We start from the raw sequence: 16467 nt of genomic DNA, 5'->3' as shown, positions 1-16467 counted from the left end.
GGTTTGACGCCTAGAATCCGGGGCCGACAGCAAGGTTTTGATACATCCCGAACATCGCCGTCACAAAGATCGAAATCATGCCGATCACCTGCGTCCAGATCCGGTGACGGTGCAGGCGGCGGTGCAAATCCTCGCCCACGGGTTCGTGCGTTTCAATAAGGCGCGCGGTGGACAGCGACAACATCCCCACCAGCGTCATCGGAAAGGCGATCAGGAACACGGCTTGGGCAAATTCGATGTCATAGACAAAGGCCAGCAGCGCCAGCGTGGTCAGCAGAAAGCAGATGAATCCCAGCAGCCAAAGCCCCGAAACGCGCCCGATATAAAGCAGGCGGTTGACGTTGATGCGCACCATGTCTTCAAGGTCGGCTTCGGCCTGCCCGCCATGTTTTTTCGCCCGTTGGATCAGGTCAAAGGGCACGCCCAGCACCCAATGGCTGGCCGATGACCAGACCACGGCCAAGCCGATCCAGAACCACAGGTTCGAGAACGATCGCATGTCGATCACTTCAAAGATCACTTGGGTCCAGTTCACGGCGCGCGCATGTCCAAATCAGTTTCGCGGGACACTAACGCCGCGCGCGGGCAATGCCCAGACTTGTGAGCGCACAAAATCCGTGGCAGGCCTAGGGGTGTGACCAGAAAGGCCCGCTCATGAAACCGACAGTTGCCCCCTTTCCCGCCGCGCGTCTGCGCCGGACCCGCAAATCGCCTGCCCTGCGGGCGCTGGTGCGCCAGAATGCCCTGTCGGCCGAGGATTTCATCTGGCCCGTATTCGTCATGGCCGGCAAGGACGCCGAAGAACCCGTGGCATCCATGCCCGGCGTGGTGCGCCGCACGGTTGACCGCGTGGCATTGGCGGCGCGCGAGGCGCAGGCGCTGGGCATCCCAGCGATCTGCATCTTTCCCTACACCGACGCGGCCAACCGCACGGAGGATTGCGCCGAAGCTTGGTCGCCCGACAACCTGACAAACCAAGCGATCCGCGCCATCAAGGACGCGGCGCCTGATATTGCGGTGATGACCGATATCGCTCTGGACCCCTATAATATCAACGGCCATGACGGGTTTGTCGTGGACGGAGAAATTGTCAATGACCGCACAGTTGATGCGCTCGTGAAAATGGCACTTGCGCAGGCCGATGCGGGCGCCGATATCCTTGGGCCGTCCGATATGATGGACGGGCGGATCGGCGCGATCCGCAGCGCGTTGGAAGGTGACGGGCATCACAGCGTTTCAATCCTGTCCTACGCGGCGAAATACGCCAGTGCGTTCTACGGGCCGTTTCGCGATGCGGTTGGGGCATCCGCAGCACTGACCGGCGACAAGAACACCTACCAGATGGACCCCGCCAATTCCGACGAGGCCCTGCGCCTTGTGCAGCGCGATCTGGCCGAGGGCGCGGATATGGTCATGGTCAAACCGGGCATGCCATACCTCGATATCTGCCGCCGCGTGAAAGACACCTTTGGTGCGCCGACATTTGCCTATCAGGTCAGCGGTGAATACGCGATGATTAGGGCGGCGGCGGCCAACGGCTGGCTGAATGGGGATGCGGTGATGCTGGAAAGCCTGATGGCGTTCAAACGCGCCGGATGTGACGGCATTCTGACCTATTTCGCCCCCGCTGCCGCGCGCCTTTTGGGCTGAAACCTGCGCAACTGCATCTAGGTGCTGACAGGGGGCGGATTACTGCCTATAGTGTCCCTCATAACGGTCAAAAAGGCCGACACGGCAGTAAATCAGGCACATCGAGGCAGCACCATGACACATCTCACACGACGCAATTTTGCTTTGGGGGCCGTTGCAGGCACATCCCTGGCCGCATGCGGCAACGGCATTGGCGGACGCGGGGCGGAAACGATCGACGCGCGCGTCGCTTCCACGCTGAACTATATGTATTCGCAATACCCCGGCACCCGTGATCTGGCGAGTAAATCGACAGGTATGCTGGTTATGCCGCTGATCACCGAAGCCGGTCTTGGGCTTGGTGCATCATATGGGCGCGGCGCGCTACGGGTTGGAGAAACATCGGTTGACTATTATTCCGTCACCGCCGCCAGTGCAGGCCTGCAAATTGGCGCGCAGCAATCCAGCCACGTATTGTTTTTCATGACGCAAGACGCGCTGATGGATTTTCGCCGCTCGGACGGGTGGGCGGCGGGCGCGGACCTTGAATACGCCCTGCTGGAACAAGGTGAATCCGTGCGCGCTGAAACTACGACATCGCTCGCGCCTGTGATCGCTGTGATCTTTGCCCAGACCGGCCTGCGCGTTGGCGCGACCCTGGAAGGCACGAAATACACGCGCATCATTCCCTAACGGCTTGGCAACGCTGTAAAATCAAGCCCGCAGGCGTTCGCCCATTGGATCAAATGGCGGGTCTGCCAGCACCACACCACGGTGCGCTTTTCCAAGGATCATCACGTCAACCGCATCGCCCACGCTGACCCCCTTCAGATAGCCCAAGGCAAGGCTCATGCCGACCGTGTAACCATATGTGCCGCTGGTCACGCGGCCCACAGGCGTGCCGTCAGGCAGGAACACCGGCTCGCCTCCGGTGGCATCGGCGCTGTCCACATCCTGCACATGGATCAGCGATAACACTTCACGTGATGCATTATCTTTGATCTGCATGTATGCTGATTTATTCAGAAAATCCTTTTCCAACTTGACCAGCCGGTCCAGCGCCACTTCCTGTGGCCAGTATTCGGGGCTGTATTCGCGCCCCCATGATCCATAGCCCTTTTCGACCCGCAGTGACATCAGCGCGCGGCTGCCCACCGGCCCTGCGCCCAGATCCTTGCCAGCCTCCAACAGCGCATCATAAAGGCGCAGCTGGTCGGCCTCGGCGCAGTGCAGCTCCCAGCCCAGATCGCCGGTAAACGACACGCGCAGGGCAATGACGCTGACTCCCGCAATCTCGATCCGTTGCGAGCGCATGAAGGGGAACGCATCGGTGGAAAGGTCGGCATTTGTCAGCTTTTGCAACAGCTTACGCGACAAAGGTCCGGCAATGTTAAAGCCGCACATCGCCTCGGTATGGCTTTCGAATGTGGTGCCATCGGGCAGCGGCACCTCTTTCCAGAACCGCTGGTGATAACGTTCGGCCATGCCCGATCCGATCACCATGAATTCATCCTCGGCCATTCGGGTGACGGTGAAATCACCGGCAATGCCGCCACGCACACCGATCAGCGGGGTCAGGCAGGACCGCCCGACCGCTTTGGGCATGTTATTGGCAAAGACTGCGTTCAGCCAATCAGCCGCCCCCGCACCCTTGCAGATGTATTTAGCAAAGTTGGAAATATCAATGATCCCAGCCGCTAGGCGCAGCATCTTACACTCGCGCCCGACGCTATCGAACCACGGTTGGCGGGTAAATCCGGCGCTGTCAGGCACATCGGCGTCAAAATACGCCGGATGTTCCCAGCCATAATTCAACCCGAACACCGCGCCCATTTCCTTTTGGCGTTCATAGACGGGGCGGACCCGCACAGGGCGGCCAGCCGCCCGTTCTTCACCAGGGAAGTGGATGCTGAAACGGTGCGCATATTGGTCGCCGACCCGCGCCTTGGTGAACGCTTTGTCAGCCCATTTGCCAAAGCGCGCCACGTCCCAGGCGAACATGTCGTAACGGCTTTCACCAGTGGTGATCCAATCGGCGGCCATCAGCCCCATGCCGCCCGACTGGCTAAAGCCCGGAATGATACCGTTGCAGCAGAAGTAGTTGCGCAGATCAGGGTGCGGGCCAAACAAGACATTACTGTCCGGCGACCAGATCATCGGCCCGTTGATCACCCGTTTGATGCCTGCCTCACCCACGGCGGGCACGCGGTCAATCGCGCGCATCATGTTGTCCTCGATCCGTTCCAGATCGTCGGCGAACAATTCGTGGCCGAACCCTTGCGGTGTGCCATCCTCGGCCCAGAACCGCACATCCTTTTCGTAGGCGCCGACCAGCAATCCCTGCCCTTCCTGGCGCAGATAGTATTCGCCGTCACGGTCGGCAACCGAAGGCAAGCGCCGGTCCATCGCGGCGATGTCAGCAATGGTTTCAGTGACGAAATACTGGTGTTCGGTCGGTTGCAGCGGCAATTCAATCCCCGCCAGCGCCGCCACTTCGCGCCCCCACAACCCGGCCGCATTCACGACCCAATCGGCGCGGATATCGCCCTTGGCCGTCTGCACGATCCAGCTACCATCGGGCTGTTGCAGCGTGCCGGTCACAGGGCAAAAGCGGATGATTTCCGCGCCCAACTGGCGCGCGCCGCTGGCATAGGCGTTGGTCACGCCGCTGGGGTCCACATTGCCGCCATCAGGTTCATACATGATGCAGCGGATGCCATCATAATTGACCAGCGGGTGCAGGCGCTCGGCCTCGTCGCGGCTGACCTCGTGGAAATTCATCCCGTAGAATTTGGCCTTGGCCGCTTGCAGGCGCAGCTGATGTTCGCGCGCCTCGGTCTGGGCCAGATACAGGCTGCCGGGCTGGAATACACCGCAACTTTGGCCAGTTTCCGCCTCGAGGTCATTATAAAGCTGCATCGTGTAGTGCTGGATGCGGCTGATATTCGTGCTGTCGTGCAATCCGTGGATATTGGCCGCTGCATGCCATGTTGACCCCGATGTCAGTTCGTCCCGTTCCAGCAAAACAACGTCCGTCCAGCCAGCCTTGGCCAGATGATAAAGGATCGAGCAGCCGATCACGCCGCCTCCGATGACGACAGCTTGGGCATGGGTGCGCATTGGGGTCTTTCCTGCGGTTGCGAATCTCGCTCCAGAGTGGCCCGCGCCATTGCCTGTCATTTGTATCAAGGCGACACTTCATGTCGTCATTGTGCTATCGCTTCGGGTGTGATCGCTTGCAATCTGTGCCAAACAACAGCGGAGCCCCCCCAATGAAAACCACCACCCAAGTTGCCGTGATCGGCGGGGGCGTCGTTGGCGCGTCAGTTTTGTATCATCTCACGAAACTGGGTTGGTCGGATGTGATGCTGCTGGAACGGTCCGAATTGACCAGCGGTTCCACGTGGCATGCCGCGGGCGGGTTTCACACCCTCAACGGTGACACGAACATGGCCGCGTTGCAGGGCTATACCATCAAGCTTTACAAGGAGTTGGAGGCGATCACCGGCATGTCCTGCGGGTTGCACCATGTGGGTGGTGTGACCTTGGCCGACAATCAGGACCGGTTCGATATGCTGGTCGCGGAACGGGCCAAGCACCGTTACATGGGGCTGGAAACCGAAATTGTCGGCCCTGCCGAAATCGCCAAGATCGCGCCGATTACCAATCTGGATGGCATTATCGGCGGGCTGTATGATCCGCTTGACGGCCACCTTGACCCAAGCGGCACCACCCACGCCTATGCCAAGGCCGCGCGGATGGGCGGGGCGACCATCGAATTGCACACAAAGGTGCTGGAAACCAACCCGCGCGCCGATGGCACATGGGATGTGGTTACCGACAAGGGCACGATCCACGCGGAACATGTGGTCAATGCCGCTGGTCTCTGGGCGCGCGAGGTGGCGGCGATGGCGGGCCACTACGTGCCGCTGCACCCGATGGAGCACCAGTATCTGATCACCGAGGAAACGCCCGAAATCTATGAACGGGACGTGGAACACCCCCATGTGATGGACCCCGCCGGCGAAAGCTATCTGCGTCAGGAAGGGCGCGGGCTGTGCATCGGATTTTATGAACAACCCTGTCGGCCTTGGGCCGTCGATGGCACCCCGTGGGAATTTGGCCACGAATTGCTGCCCGACAATCTGGACAAGATCGAGGATTCGGTCGCCTTTGCCTTCAACCGCTTTCCGGTGCTGGAACGCGCCGGCATCAAATCGGTGATCCACGGGCCGTTCACCTTTGCGCCCGATGGTAATCCGCTGGTCGGCCCCGTGCCGGGCCTGCGCAATTACTGGTCTGCCTGCGGTGTCATGGCCGGATTTTCGCAAGGCGGCGGCGTCGGGTTGATGCTGGCGCAGTGGATGGTCGACGGGGAATGCGAACGCGATGTCACGGCGATGGATGTGGGGCGCTATGGCAACTGGATTTCGCCCGGCTACACCCGCCCCAAGGTCGTGGAAAACTATCAGCGGCGTTTTTCCGTGTCCTACCCGAACGAAGAACTGCCCGCCGCACGCCCGCATCGCACCACGCCGATGTATGAGGTGTTTTCCGATCTGGGCGCGGTCTGGGGGCATCAGTTCGGTCTTGAGGTGGTGAACTACTTTGCCACGGGCGACGAACCAACCTTTGAAACCCCGTCATTCCGCCGCTCCAATGCGTTTGACGCCACCGCGCGCGAGGTGAAGAACGTGCGTCAAGCTGTTGGAATCAATGAGGTTCACAACTTTGGAAAGTTCGATGTGACGGGCCAGAATGCCCGCGCATGGCTTGACCGGATCATGGCCGGACGCATCCCCAAGGTGGGGCGGTTGTCCCTGACGCCGATGCTGTCACCCAAGGGGCGGCTTTTGGGGGATTTCACCGTGTCCTGTCTGGCCGAGGATCACTTTCGCCTGACAGCCAGCTATGGTGCGCAGGCGATCCATCAGCGCTGGTTTGATCTACATGTAGAACAGGGCGTAAGGGTCGAAAATATCAGCGATAAAGTGAACGGCTTCCAGATTGCGGGGCCGCGCGCGCGCGACTTATTGGCCGCCTGCACCCGCGATCCGGTTGATCTGGCGTTCCTTGATGTGCGCCCCATGGTGATCGGGCAGGTCAACACGCTGGTGCAGCGGGTCAGCTATACCGGCGATCTGGGCTACGAGATATACTGCGATCCGATGGATCAACGGCAGCTATGGCAAACCCTATGGGATGCGGGCCAGCCCATGGGGATCACGCCCTTCGGGATGCGGGCGATGATGTCGCTGCGACTGGACCGGTTTTTCGGATCGTGGCTGGCTGAATTTTCACCCGATTATACGGCGGCGGAAACCGGCATGGATCGTTTCATCAGCTTCAAGAAGAGCACCGATTTCATCGGGCGCGCCGCGGCCGAGGCGGAACGCGCCAATCCCCCAGCCCGCATATTGGCGGCCTTCGCGGTGGATGCGGATGATGCTGATGTCACCGCCTATGAACCGGTGTTCATTGATGGCACCGTGCAGGGGTTCTGCACTTCGGGCGGGTATTCGCACCATGCGGGCAAAAGCATCGCGCTTGCGCTGATCCCACGGGCCGAGGCGCATGAGGGCCGTAAGGTCCAGATCGAAATTCTGGGCGATCTGCGTGATGCGACGCTGATCACAACGCCGTTGTTTGATGCTGACGGGACGCGCATGCGCGGCTAGTCTGGCGGTATGATCCCGATCCTGATTTTGGCGGCGGGCGCGTCATCGCGCATGGGCCGCGATAAACTGCTGCTTGATATCGACGGCCAGCCAATGCTGCGCCGGATGGTGGATATTGCCGCCAGCGTCGGCCCTGTGTTCACCACCCTGCCCCCGCGCCCGCATGACCGCTATGGCGCGTTGACCGGAGCGTCTTGTATCCAGGTGCCGGTGGGGCAAACGGGCTTTGCCGCCAGCCTGCGCCATGGCATCGCCGCCCTACCCGCCCAGGCGGATGGCGTGCTGATCTTGCCCGCCGATATGCCCGACATCACGGCGGACGATCTGCGCGCCGTGATCAAGGCCAGCGCGGATCATCCCGAATGTCACATCTGGCGGGCCACCACGGAGGGTGGAAAACCCGGCCATCCGGTGCTGTTCGATGCCAGCATGTTCGATCTGTTCGCCGCACTTTTTGGCGACACGGGCGGCGCGGAAATCATCCGCAACTATCCCGAGCTGACCTTTAACGTGCCGCTGAACGGAAATCGGGCGCGCCGCGATATCGACACGCCCGAAGACTGGCAGGACTGGCTTAGAAACCGCTAGTTGGACAGCAGCTTTGCCTCGTGCTTTTTAAGAACCTTGCGCGCGGCGCTGAATGCGCCCGTGTCGCCTACACCGTCCAATTCGGGGAAAAGCCCCAAGATTTCAGAGCGTTGATCAGCGCCAATACCACGCATGGCATAGTCACCGGGCTGGAAACTTTCGCTCCAAGCACCGTCGGACAAGATTACTTCGTGGCGGTCAAACATCAGGTGGATGTAGGACACAGAGGCGGTTTCAACGCCGTCTATTCCGTCCATATCGGTCAGATGCTTGGCCGCGGACAGCACTTCGTTTTCACCGAAATACAAGTTCGCGCGCTCGCCCGTCATCAACAGACGGTGGTTGGGCGAAAGCAGCATATCGCGCGCAGGGAGATCAGGACCAAGCGCGCCAGCGCGTACCAGCACAGGCTGCCAATGTGGCATCAGAGCCAGTTCTGACGCGGTTACATCGCGCCGTCCGGCCCAGCGAATTTCCTGCATCCCGTTGTCACGGGTAAAGACCTTGTCGCCTGCGCGCAGGGTTTCGACAGCCACCTCGCCACGTGCGGTTGCAATCACGGTTCCGGGGGTGAAACAGGGAATGACGTTTTCGATTTCCGAGAAGTTGGCCTGCCCAGTGACATTACCATTGGCATCAAGGAAATTGACGACGCCGCTTTCGGGATCATTGGCATCAAAGATCACGCGCAGAGGACCGGAGCCCGTCAAATCGAGCGTGTCTTCATCGACGCCGCTTTCGCCGCCCTCAATCGTGTCGCCCGCCGTGATGCCGGTAAAGGTATCCTGATCACCGCCGCCAAAGAGCTCGTCATTTCCAGCGCCACCGCTGATGTTGTCCTGCCCGACGCCGCCGTAAACTTCATCGTCACCGTCGCCGCCCGATAGGCTGTCATCGCCGCCTTGGCCAAAGATCACGTCCTGACCGCTGCCGCCGTCAATCGTGTCATTGCCCGGCTCAATCGGTTCCACGACCACGTCATCAATCAGGTCGCCGTTCATCGAAAAACCCGATTGGGTCGAGCGTGTTTCCAGCGTGAATTCGATGCTGGTGCGGTCGTCAAACGAGGCCGAAAACCAGCTGTCCTGATCGTTGGGATTGTTGGTTTCGGTGCCTGCGGCTGTCACGGATCCGGGTGCGGTGGTGACGTTGAGCACCGAATCCGATGCCACGCCAAATTCGTTAAAGCTGTTTGCATCCAGCGTGACGCTTTCCTGGTCACCGGGGGAATTGCGATCAAGGTCATTGAAGGTCGCGGTCGAGTTCAGCGCCACGGGCTGGCCCGTTGCAGGATCGAAGAATTCCATGCGGAAGGTTGCGGTTTCGCCTTGCATTGATGCGCTGGAACCAAATCCGCTATTAAGCAAAATTTCAAAGCCGTTGCCGCCCGACAGGTCCACGTTCAGGTTGGGATTAGAGGTCGACACCAGCACCAGACGCGCTGAAATCGGTGTGCCGTCATCCAGTTGCGCGATGTTGCTGTAAACTGAAAAATCACCCGGATTGGCGTTGTTGTTACCGCTAGAGGAATCCGACACCAGATTGTTGATCGACAGGTTCAGTGGCGTCGCGTCATTGCCCGGCGCGGTGCCTGTGCCCTCGTCACCATAAAGGACGTCGTCGCCGCCACCGCCGGTGATGCTATCGTCGCCACCCTCGCCGGAAATCGTGTCTTGCCCGTTGAGGCCGGAAATCACGTCGTCTTCGGGTGTCCCCTGAAGAACATCGTTATTGGAGGTCCCAGTAATGGTGGCCATGGTGGTTCCTTTCGGCAGCTCAAAGGTCATCGCCACATCCCCCGATGCGACAAAACAAGATTAAGGCAATAACGACATAAATTTACGGGGAAAAGTCTGCAATGACGCCCGAAGGCGTGAATCGGCGCAAAAGTGGTTGGGATCACGCGATATTGTTTCCATTGACGAAACAACTACTGCGTGTACCCAATTGTTCACAAAAAAACGGGGACCGGTTTCCCGATCCCCGCCTTTCTTACTACGCCCGGTTCGGGCGGAGCTGCATATTATTTTACCAAGAGGCGTGCTTCGTGCTTTTTCAGCGCTTTGCGGGCCGACTGGTAATCTTCAAGGCCTTCCTTCGACTTCAGCTCGGGGAACAGTTCAAAGATTTCGTTGCGCTGGCTGTTGCCAATGCCTTTGAGGCTGTAATCGCCGGGCTGGAAGCTTTCGGTCCATGCGCCGTTTGACAGAACCACTTCGTGGCGGTCGCACATGAAGTGGATATAGGCGGTGCCCATCACGTCGATCTCGTGGATGCCGGCGCTGCCCACCAGATGCTTGGCAGCGGCCAACACTTCACGCTCTTCAAAGTAGAGCTGTGTCATGTCGTTGGCGACCAGCACGCGGTGGTTTGGCGATACCAGCATGTCACGTTCAGGCAGACCATTGCCCAGTGCACCGGCCTTGATCAGGATCGGCTTGAGGTGCGGGTTGGCAACCAGTTGCTTGCCCGTCATCTCTTTGCGACCCATCCAGCGAATTTCCTGGATGCCGTTGTCACGTGTGATGATCCGGTCGCCTTCGCGCAGATCCTCGACCAGACGCTCGCCTTTCGGGGTCGCGATCGTGGTGCCCGGCGTAAAGCAGGGGATCACGTTCTCGATTTCCGAGAAGGTCATGGTGGAGCCATCACCGAAGGTTACGGTGCCCGCCTCGGGATCGCCGTCAACATAGGTGATAAAGTCCACATCCGATCCGGTCAGGTCCAGCACGTCAACGTCGAGGCCATCGGCATCTTCGCCGCCGCGCACCACGTCACCGCCGTTGCCGCCAAGGAACAGATCGTCGCCAAAGCCACCTGTGACGGTGTCTTCGCCAGCGCCGCCTGTCAGCGTGTCGTCGCCGTCGTTGCCGGCAACCAGATCGTCGCCGTCACCACCGTTGACCACATCATCGCCAGCGCCACCGATCACGGAGTCGTCGCCGATACCACCGTCAAGGTCGTCATTGCCGTCGCCACCAAACAGGGTGTCGTCGCCTTGGCCACCGATCAGTTCATCGTCGCCTTCTTCGCCTTTCAGCAGGTCATCATCAACGCCGCCATCAAGGACATCATCGCCGGTGCCACCATACAGCGTGTCGTCGTCATCGGCACCAAAGATGGTGTCGTTGCCAGCGCCGCCGAACAGCGTGTCGTTGTTGTTGTCGGTGACAAGGTCGGGACCAAACGGGCCAGAGCCATCATCAGGCAGGTTCAACACATCGGGGAAGGATGGATCAAGGCCACCATAGATCAGGTCATCGCCGTCACCACCGTAGATTTCATCGTTGCCTTCGGAACCGATTACCGTGTCGTTGTCATCGCCAGCTTCGACATAGTCGTCGTCGATGCCCGCGTCGATCACATCGCGGCCTTCACCACCAAAGATCGTGTCGTTGTCGTCGCCGGTGCTGATCGTGTCATTGCCTGCGCCACCAAAGACGGTGTCGAGGTCATTGTTGGGATCAGCATCGGCGCCGTAAACGCCGGGGTAGGCCTGATCGGGCAGCGGATCGTCGTGGTTGCCGGTGTCGATGGTATCGTTACCGTCACCACCATAGGCGGTGTCGCTACCGGTTCCGCCAGTGATCGAGTCATTGCCGGCATCGCCGTGCAATTCGTCATCGCCTTCGTTGCCTTCGACAAGGTCGTTGCCGTCGCCACCATAGGCCACGTCATCACCAAGGCCCGCGTCTATCCGGTCGTTGCCGCCGTCACCATAGAGTTCGTCTTCGTCGTCGCCGCCCCAGATTTCATCCGAGCCCGCGCCACCAAAGACGGTGTCGTCGTCGTCGCCACCTTTCAGCGTGTCGTCACCCGACCCGCCAAAGATCACATCGTCACCGGCATTGCCCGAGATCATGTCATCGTTGTTTTCGCCGTCGATGGTGTCATTGCCTTCGCCGCCGGAAATGGTGTCGTCACCACCGCCGCCAAGAATGCTGTCATCGCCGTCGTCACCATCGATGGTGTCGTTGCCGCTGTCACCGTCCAGAACGTCATCGTCGGCACCGCCGTAGATGATATCGTCGTCACGGCCACCGGTGATGGTGTCTTCGCCTTCGTCGCCAGACAGGGTATCGAACCCGCCCTGACCCAGAATGCTGTCGTCACCTGTGCCGCCGTAAACTTCGTCGTCGCCAGCGCCAGCCAGAATGGTGTCATCACCTTCAAAGCCGTAGATCAGGTCGTCATCGCCCACGTCACCCGGCAGGATGGCATCATTATTGTCGACGCGATCCCCATCGGGGTCGCCCATGTAGCCACCGTCGATCAGGTCGTCGCCTGCAGTGCCTTCCACGGTGCCGTCCAGCGGGGCATCGCCCACTGTGATGGTGTGCACGGCGCTATCGGTCAGGCCTTCTTCGTCCTGAATGGTGTAGCTGATCGTGGCCGTGCCGGTGAACCCAAGGGCCGGTGTAAAGGTCACGGTGCCGTCACCATTGTCGACCAGTGTGCCCTGATCGGCAGGCACGGTTGCATCCGTGACGGTCAGATCGTCACCGTCAACATCCGTGTCATTGGCCAGCAGATCGACAGTCACAGGCGTGTTGAAGTCTGTGGTATCGCTGTCATCGTTGGCCTCTGGCGCGTCGTTCACCGGATTCACGGTCACGGTCACGGTGGCCGTGTCGGTGTTCCCGTCCGGGTCCGTCACGGTGTAGGTGATCGTGGTTTCACCGTTGAAGTTTTCATCCGGCGTAAAGCGGATCGTGCCGTTGGGGCGGATTTCCACCGTGCCATCGGGGCTTGTGGCCTCGGTGACTTCCAGTGGATCGCCGTCCGGATCGCTGTCATTGTCGAGCACGTCGATGATGACAGGCGTGTCCTCGTCGGTTTCGGCCACATCGTCCTGCGCATCAGGTGCGTCTTCCACACCTTCCACGGTGATCGTGTGGGTCGAGGTGTCTTGCAGACCTTCCTCGTCCTCGATCGTGTATTCGATCACGGCTTCGCCGTTGAAGTCGGGCGCCGGGGTGTAGGTGAATGTGCCATCGCCATTGTCGACGATTTCACCTTCGCCAGATACCAGCGTTGCGGAAACAACCGTCAGGTCGTCGCCGTCCACATCCGTGTCGTTGGCCAGCAGGTCAACAGTGACGGCTGTATCCTCGTCGGTCACGTCCGCATCGGGGTTGGCTTCGGGTGCATCGTTCACCGGTGTGACGGTGATCGTGTGCTGTGCTGTGTCCTCGCCGCCGTTGCCATCGCTGATCGTGTATTCGATCACGGCCTCGCCGTTCCAGTTTTCAGCTGGTGTGAAGGTCACGGTGCCATCGCCATTGTCGGTGATTTCACCTTCGCCGGAAATCAGCGTTGCCGCTGTGACTTCAAGATCGTCACCTTCAGGGTCGCTGTCGTTGGCCAGCAGATCAACGGTGACGGGCGTGTCCTCGTCGGTTGTGTCGCTGTCGTCAACCGCATCGGGGCCATCATTCACGGAACCGACCGTCACGGTGACAGTGGCTGTATCCGTGCCGCCGTTGCCATCGTCCACCGTATAGGTGATCGTGGTTTCGCCGTTAAAGTTGTCATCCGGTGTGAACGTGATCGTGCCATCAGGGTTGATCGTGACGTCACCATCGGGCGATGTCGCGTCGGTCACTTCAAGATCGTCACCATCCATATCCGTGTCGTTGCCCAGCACGTCGATCGTGACGGGGGTGTCCTCGTCGGTTTCGGCCGTGTCGTCATTGGCGACCGGATCATCGTTCACGGGGTTGACGGTGACGGTCACAGTCGCGGTGTCGGTGCCGCCGTTGCCATCGTCGATCGTATAGGTGATCGTGGTTTCGCCGTTGAAGTTTTCGTCAGGCGTGAAAGTGATCGTGCCATCGGGGTTGATCACAACGTCGCCGTCTGGCGATGTCGCGTCAGTGACCTCAAGGTCGTCGCCATCAGGATCGTTGTCGTTGCCCAGAACGTTGATGGTCACTTCGCCATCTTCGTCCACTTCGGCCGTGTCATCATTGGCATCGGGGCCGCGGTTGACCTCATCGCCGATCACTTCTTCAATGTCGGTAAAGGTGATGGTTTCGCCGGTCGGGTCGCCATTGCCATCAACAAACACCACGGTGCCGTTGATGCCATTGCCGTTGCCGCCGGTTGTCGTGTCAGACACCACGTTATCAAGGTAGAACGGCCCCTGACCGGTCAGGTCAAGCACGTCGTGGTCGGAACCTGTGGCCCCGCCGTCAACAGTATCGCCTGCGCCACCCAGGATCGTGTCCGAGCCAGCGCCGCCTTTCAGAAGGTCGGCACCTGCGCCGCCATCCAGAACATCGTCGCCGTCTTCGCCAAACAGCATGTCGTCGCCGTCCTGGCCCAGCAGCGTATCGTCGCCGCCCTGGCCATGGACCCAGTCGTTGCCGTCGCCGCCTTCGACCACGTCATCGCCGGACCCCATCCAGATTTCGTCGCCGCCGGTGCCGCCATAGGCCACATCGTCGCCGCTGCCACCCAGAATGATGTCACGCTCGGCACCGCCATAGAACGTGTCGTCGCCTGCGCCGCCTTCAAGGCGGTCAGCGCCATCGCCACCGTCCAGTTCATCGTCGCCAGCGCCACCATAGATGGTATCGTTGCCAGCGTCGCCGGACAGATCGTCATTGCCTGCGTTGCCTTCGATGATGTCGTTGCCGTCACCACCTGCAATCACGTCATTGCCGTCCATGTTGTCGGGGTTGATCGCATAGGTCAGGTTGTCGATGGCACCAGAACCACCAAGGATCACTTCGATCTTGCAGACGTTATGCAGATCGGTATTGACCACGTGCTGGCCGTTGTTGCCCGTAAAGACATCGACCTGCTGCAACAGGTTGCCGTTCACATCGTAGTATTTGACCCAGGCGCCGGCTTCGACGTCAAGCAGGGTCAGCGATGTAACGCTGGCTGGTGCTTCGAAATTGATGTTGAAGGTGCCGCCCGAGACGTTGTCATCGGGATCAGAGCCGTCACGGTCTTCGGACAGGATCAGCACCATGCCAAGGTTGGCTGTGCCCAGATCAGGGTCGCCGCCCGTCGGGTTGGCGCTGTCAAATGCCATGACAGGGTGCTTTGGGTCCGCAGATGTGATGGTCACACCTTCGCCGATATACTGGCCTTCGACCAGATCGCCCGCCGCAAGATCGTTGAAATCCTGTGTGCCGTTGAAGGACATGTTGCCGCCGACAAGTGTATCGTTGCCCGCACCGCCAAGGATGCTGTCAGCACCTGTGCCGCCGTACGCCACGTCATCGCCCGAGCCCATGTTGATTTCGTCATTGCCCTTGCCACCCGAGGCAAGGTCATCGCCCGCACCGCCAAGGATCTTGTCGTTGCCGGTGCCGCCCGACATGATGTCGTCGCCCGCGTCACCATAGATCGTGTCGCTGCCGGATTCGCCCAGCAGAACATCGTCGTTGTTCATGCCTTCAAGGATGTCGGCGCCAGACCCGCCATAGATCACGTCATCGCCGTCCTGACCGCACAGGGTGTCATCGCCCGAACCGCCATAGATTTCGTCGTCGCCGTCTTTGGCCATCACAAGGTCATCGCCGCCGCCTGCCAGAACGATATCGTCCTGTGCATTTTCGCCGGGCAGAATTTCGTCGTTGTTGTCGATGCGGTCGCCGTCGGGATCGCCGGTGTAGGCCACGTCGATCACATCATCGCCGCTGGTGCCATCAACGTAACCATCTGCGGTGACGGCAGCGTCAAAGTGGATGTCGCCAATCCCGACCGTGCCGGAAATGTTTGCGCCCGATCCGTTGTCATAGACAATTTCAAGGCTGGCGACGGGTCCGGCGATGTGCACGCCGACAGTCGCACCCTGATCGCCCGCGCTAAGCGAATTGCTTTGCGCGTCGATCTGGTTGCCGTTCACGTGCTGGGTCGCGTTGGTGCCGGAGAAGGTAACAGGAAGGATATTGCCGTGCGCGTCCTTGGCGATGATTGTCACCCGGTCGTCCCACTGGCCGTTGCAGCTGTCCACATCAAGCAGGTCGAAATTGACGTTTACAACGTCCTGATCAAAGTTGATCAGCACTTTGGTCGGATCATTCACATCCCAGGCCTTGAGGCCGTCAACGCCGTGATGCGTGCCCTTCATCCATTGATCGTTGTCTTGGTTGCGCGGCGTGTGCACAGAAAAGCCAAGCGTGTTCGCACCGCTGCCGACAGTGTTATTGCCGTCGATGTCGATATTCGATTGCGACCAGTCAATTGTATAATCAGACATTACCAGATCCTATTCCCCGCCGACCCAAGGGGCCGACTTCTAGATGAAGACGCGAATTGAAGATGGCAGGGCCCCAAACAATACACGCCGGTCGCAAGCGACCAAAACTATCATCCGCATCGAACAGGTTTGGACCCGATCCCGCAGACACCACATTTTCATTCGTTTGCTTTCGCATCCGAACCCGACACCCCAGATGCCGGATATGCCCCCCAGTTGGGCCTGACTTGGATACAGCCAAGGTTAAGTCAAACAAAGTGAAAAGTGTTCGGATTAAGATGGTTAACGGGTCTGCGCGCTGAAATTCAGGTGATTTACCTTGCGTCACGAAATCCTGCCCTTTGACCATTGTTT

Annotated in this window: 8 protein-coding genes; 4 read left to right on the top strand and 4 right to left on the bottom strand. The window is 59.7% G+C overall.

The window, feature by feature from the left end; genetic code table 11:
• Window positions 1-10 precede the first annotated feature (10 nt).
• Window positions 11-499: a component of SufBCD complex gene (locus SJY21_RS01905; protein ID WP_377513108.1), complete on the bottom strand. Its 489-nt coding sequence runs from the start codon at window positions 497-499 to the stop codon at window positions 11-13.
• Window positions 500-654: 155 nt separating this feature from the next.
• On the opposite strand from SJY21_RS01905, the gene hemB reads away from it, so the two are divergent.
• Window positions 655-1650 carry a porphobilinogen synthase gene (gene hemB / locus SJY21_RS01900; RefSeq protein ID WP_377505385.1) on the top strand — a complete coding sequence of 332 codons (996 nt, stop codon included), beginning with the start codon at window positions 655-657 and terminating at the stop codon, window positions 1648-1650.
• A gap of 114 nt (window positions 1651-1764) precedes the next feature.
• Complete coding sequence (locus tag SJY21_RS01895) at window positions 1765-2322, top strand: YSC84-related protein (RefSeq protein ID WP_377505382.1); 558 nt, start codon at window positions 1765-1767, stop codon at window positions 2320-2322.
• 21 nt (window positions 2323-2343) lie between these two features.
• Here the strand turns inward: SJY21_RS01895 and SJY21_RS01890 are convergent, their stop codons facing one another.
• Window positions 2344-4749: an FAD-dependent oxidoreductase gene (locus SJY21_RS01890; protein ID WP_377505379.1), complete on the bottom strand. Its 2406-nt coding sequence runs from the start codon at window positions 4747-4749 to the stop codon at window positions 2344-2346.
• Between the two features lie 152 nt (window positions 4750-4901).
• Between SJY21_RS01890 and SJY21_RS01885 the strand changes: the two genes are divergently transcribed.
• Window positions 4902-7307, top strand: a complete 2406-nt coding sequence (locus tag SJY21_RS01885; RefSeq protein WP_377505376.1) for an FAD-dependent oxidoreductase — start codon at window positions 4902-4904, stop codon at window positions 7305-7307.
• 9 nt (window positions 7308-7316) lie between these two features.
• Window positions 7317-7895 (top strand): NTP transferase domain-containing protein, encoded by a 579-nt coding sequence (locus tag SJY21_RS01880; RefSeq protein ID WP_377505373.1) that lies wholly within the window; start codon window positions 7317-7319, stop codon window positions 7893-7895.
• On the opposite strand, the gene SJY21_RS01875 is transcribed toward SJY21_RS01880, so the two are convergent.
• Window positions 7892-9652: a Hint domain-containing protein gene (locus tag SJY21_RS01875; protein WP_377505370.1), complete on the bottom strand. Its 1761-nt coding sequence runs from the start codon at window positions 9650-9652 to the stop codon at window positions 7892-7894. The genes SJY21_RS01880 and SJY21_RS01875 overlap by 4 nt on opposite strands.
• A gap of 266 nt (window positions 9653-9918) precedes the next feature.
• On the bottom strand, window positions 9919-16113 hold the full coding sequence (locus SJY21_RS01870) for a cadherin-like domain-containing protein (RefSeq protein ID WP_377505367.1): 6195 nt from the start codon (window positions 16111-16113) through the stop codon (window positions 9919-9921).
• Window positions 16114-16467: the final 354 nt, after the last annotated feature.

Source organism: Octadecabacter sp. R77987, from assembly GCF_042466115.1.
Lineage (GTDB): Bacteria > Pseudomonadota > Alphaproteobacteria > Rhodobacterales > Rhodobacteraceae > SW4.
Note: the sequence above shows the minus strand (reverse complement) of the source record. Positions and strands in the feature narration are given on the sequence as shown.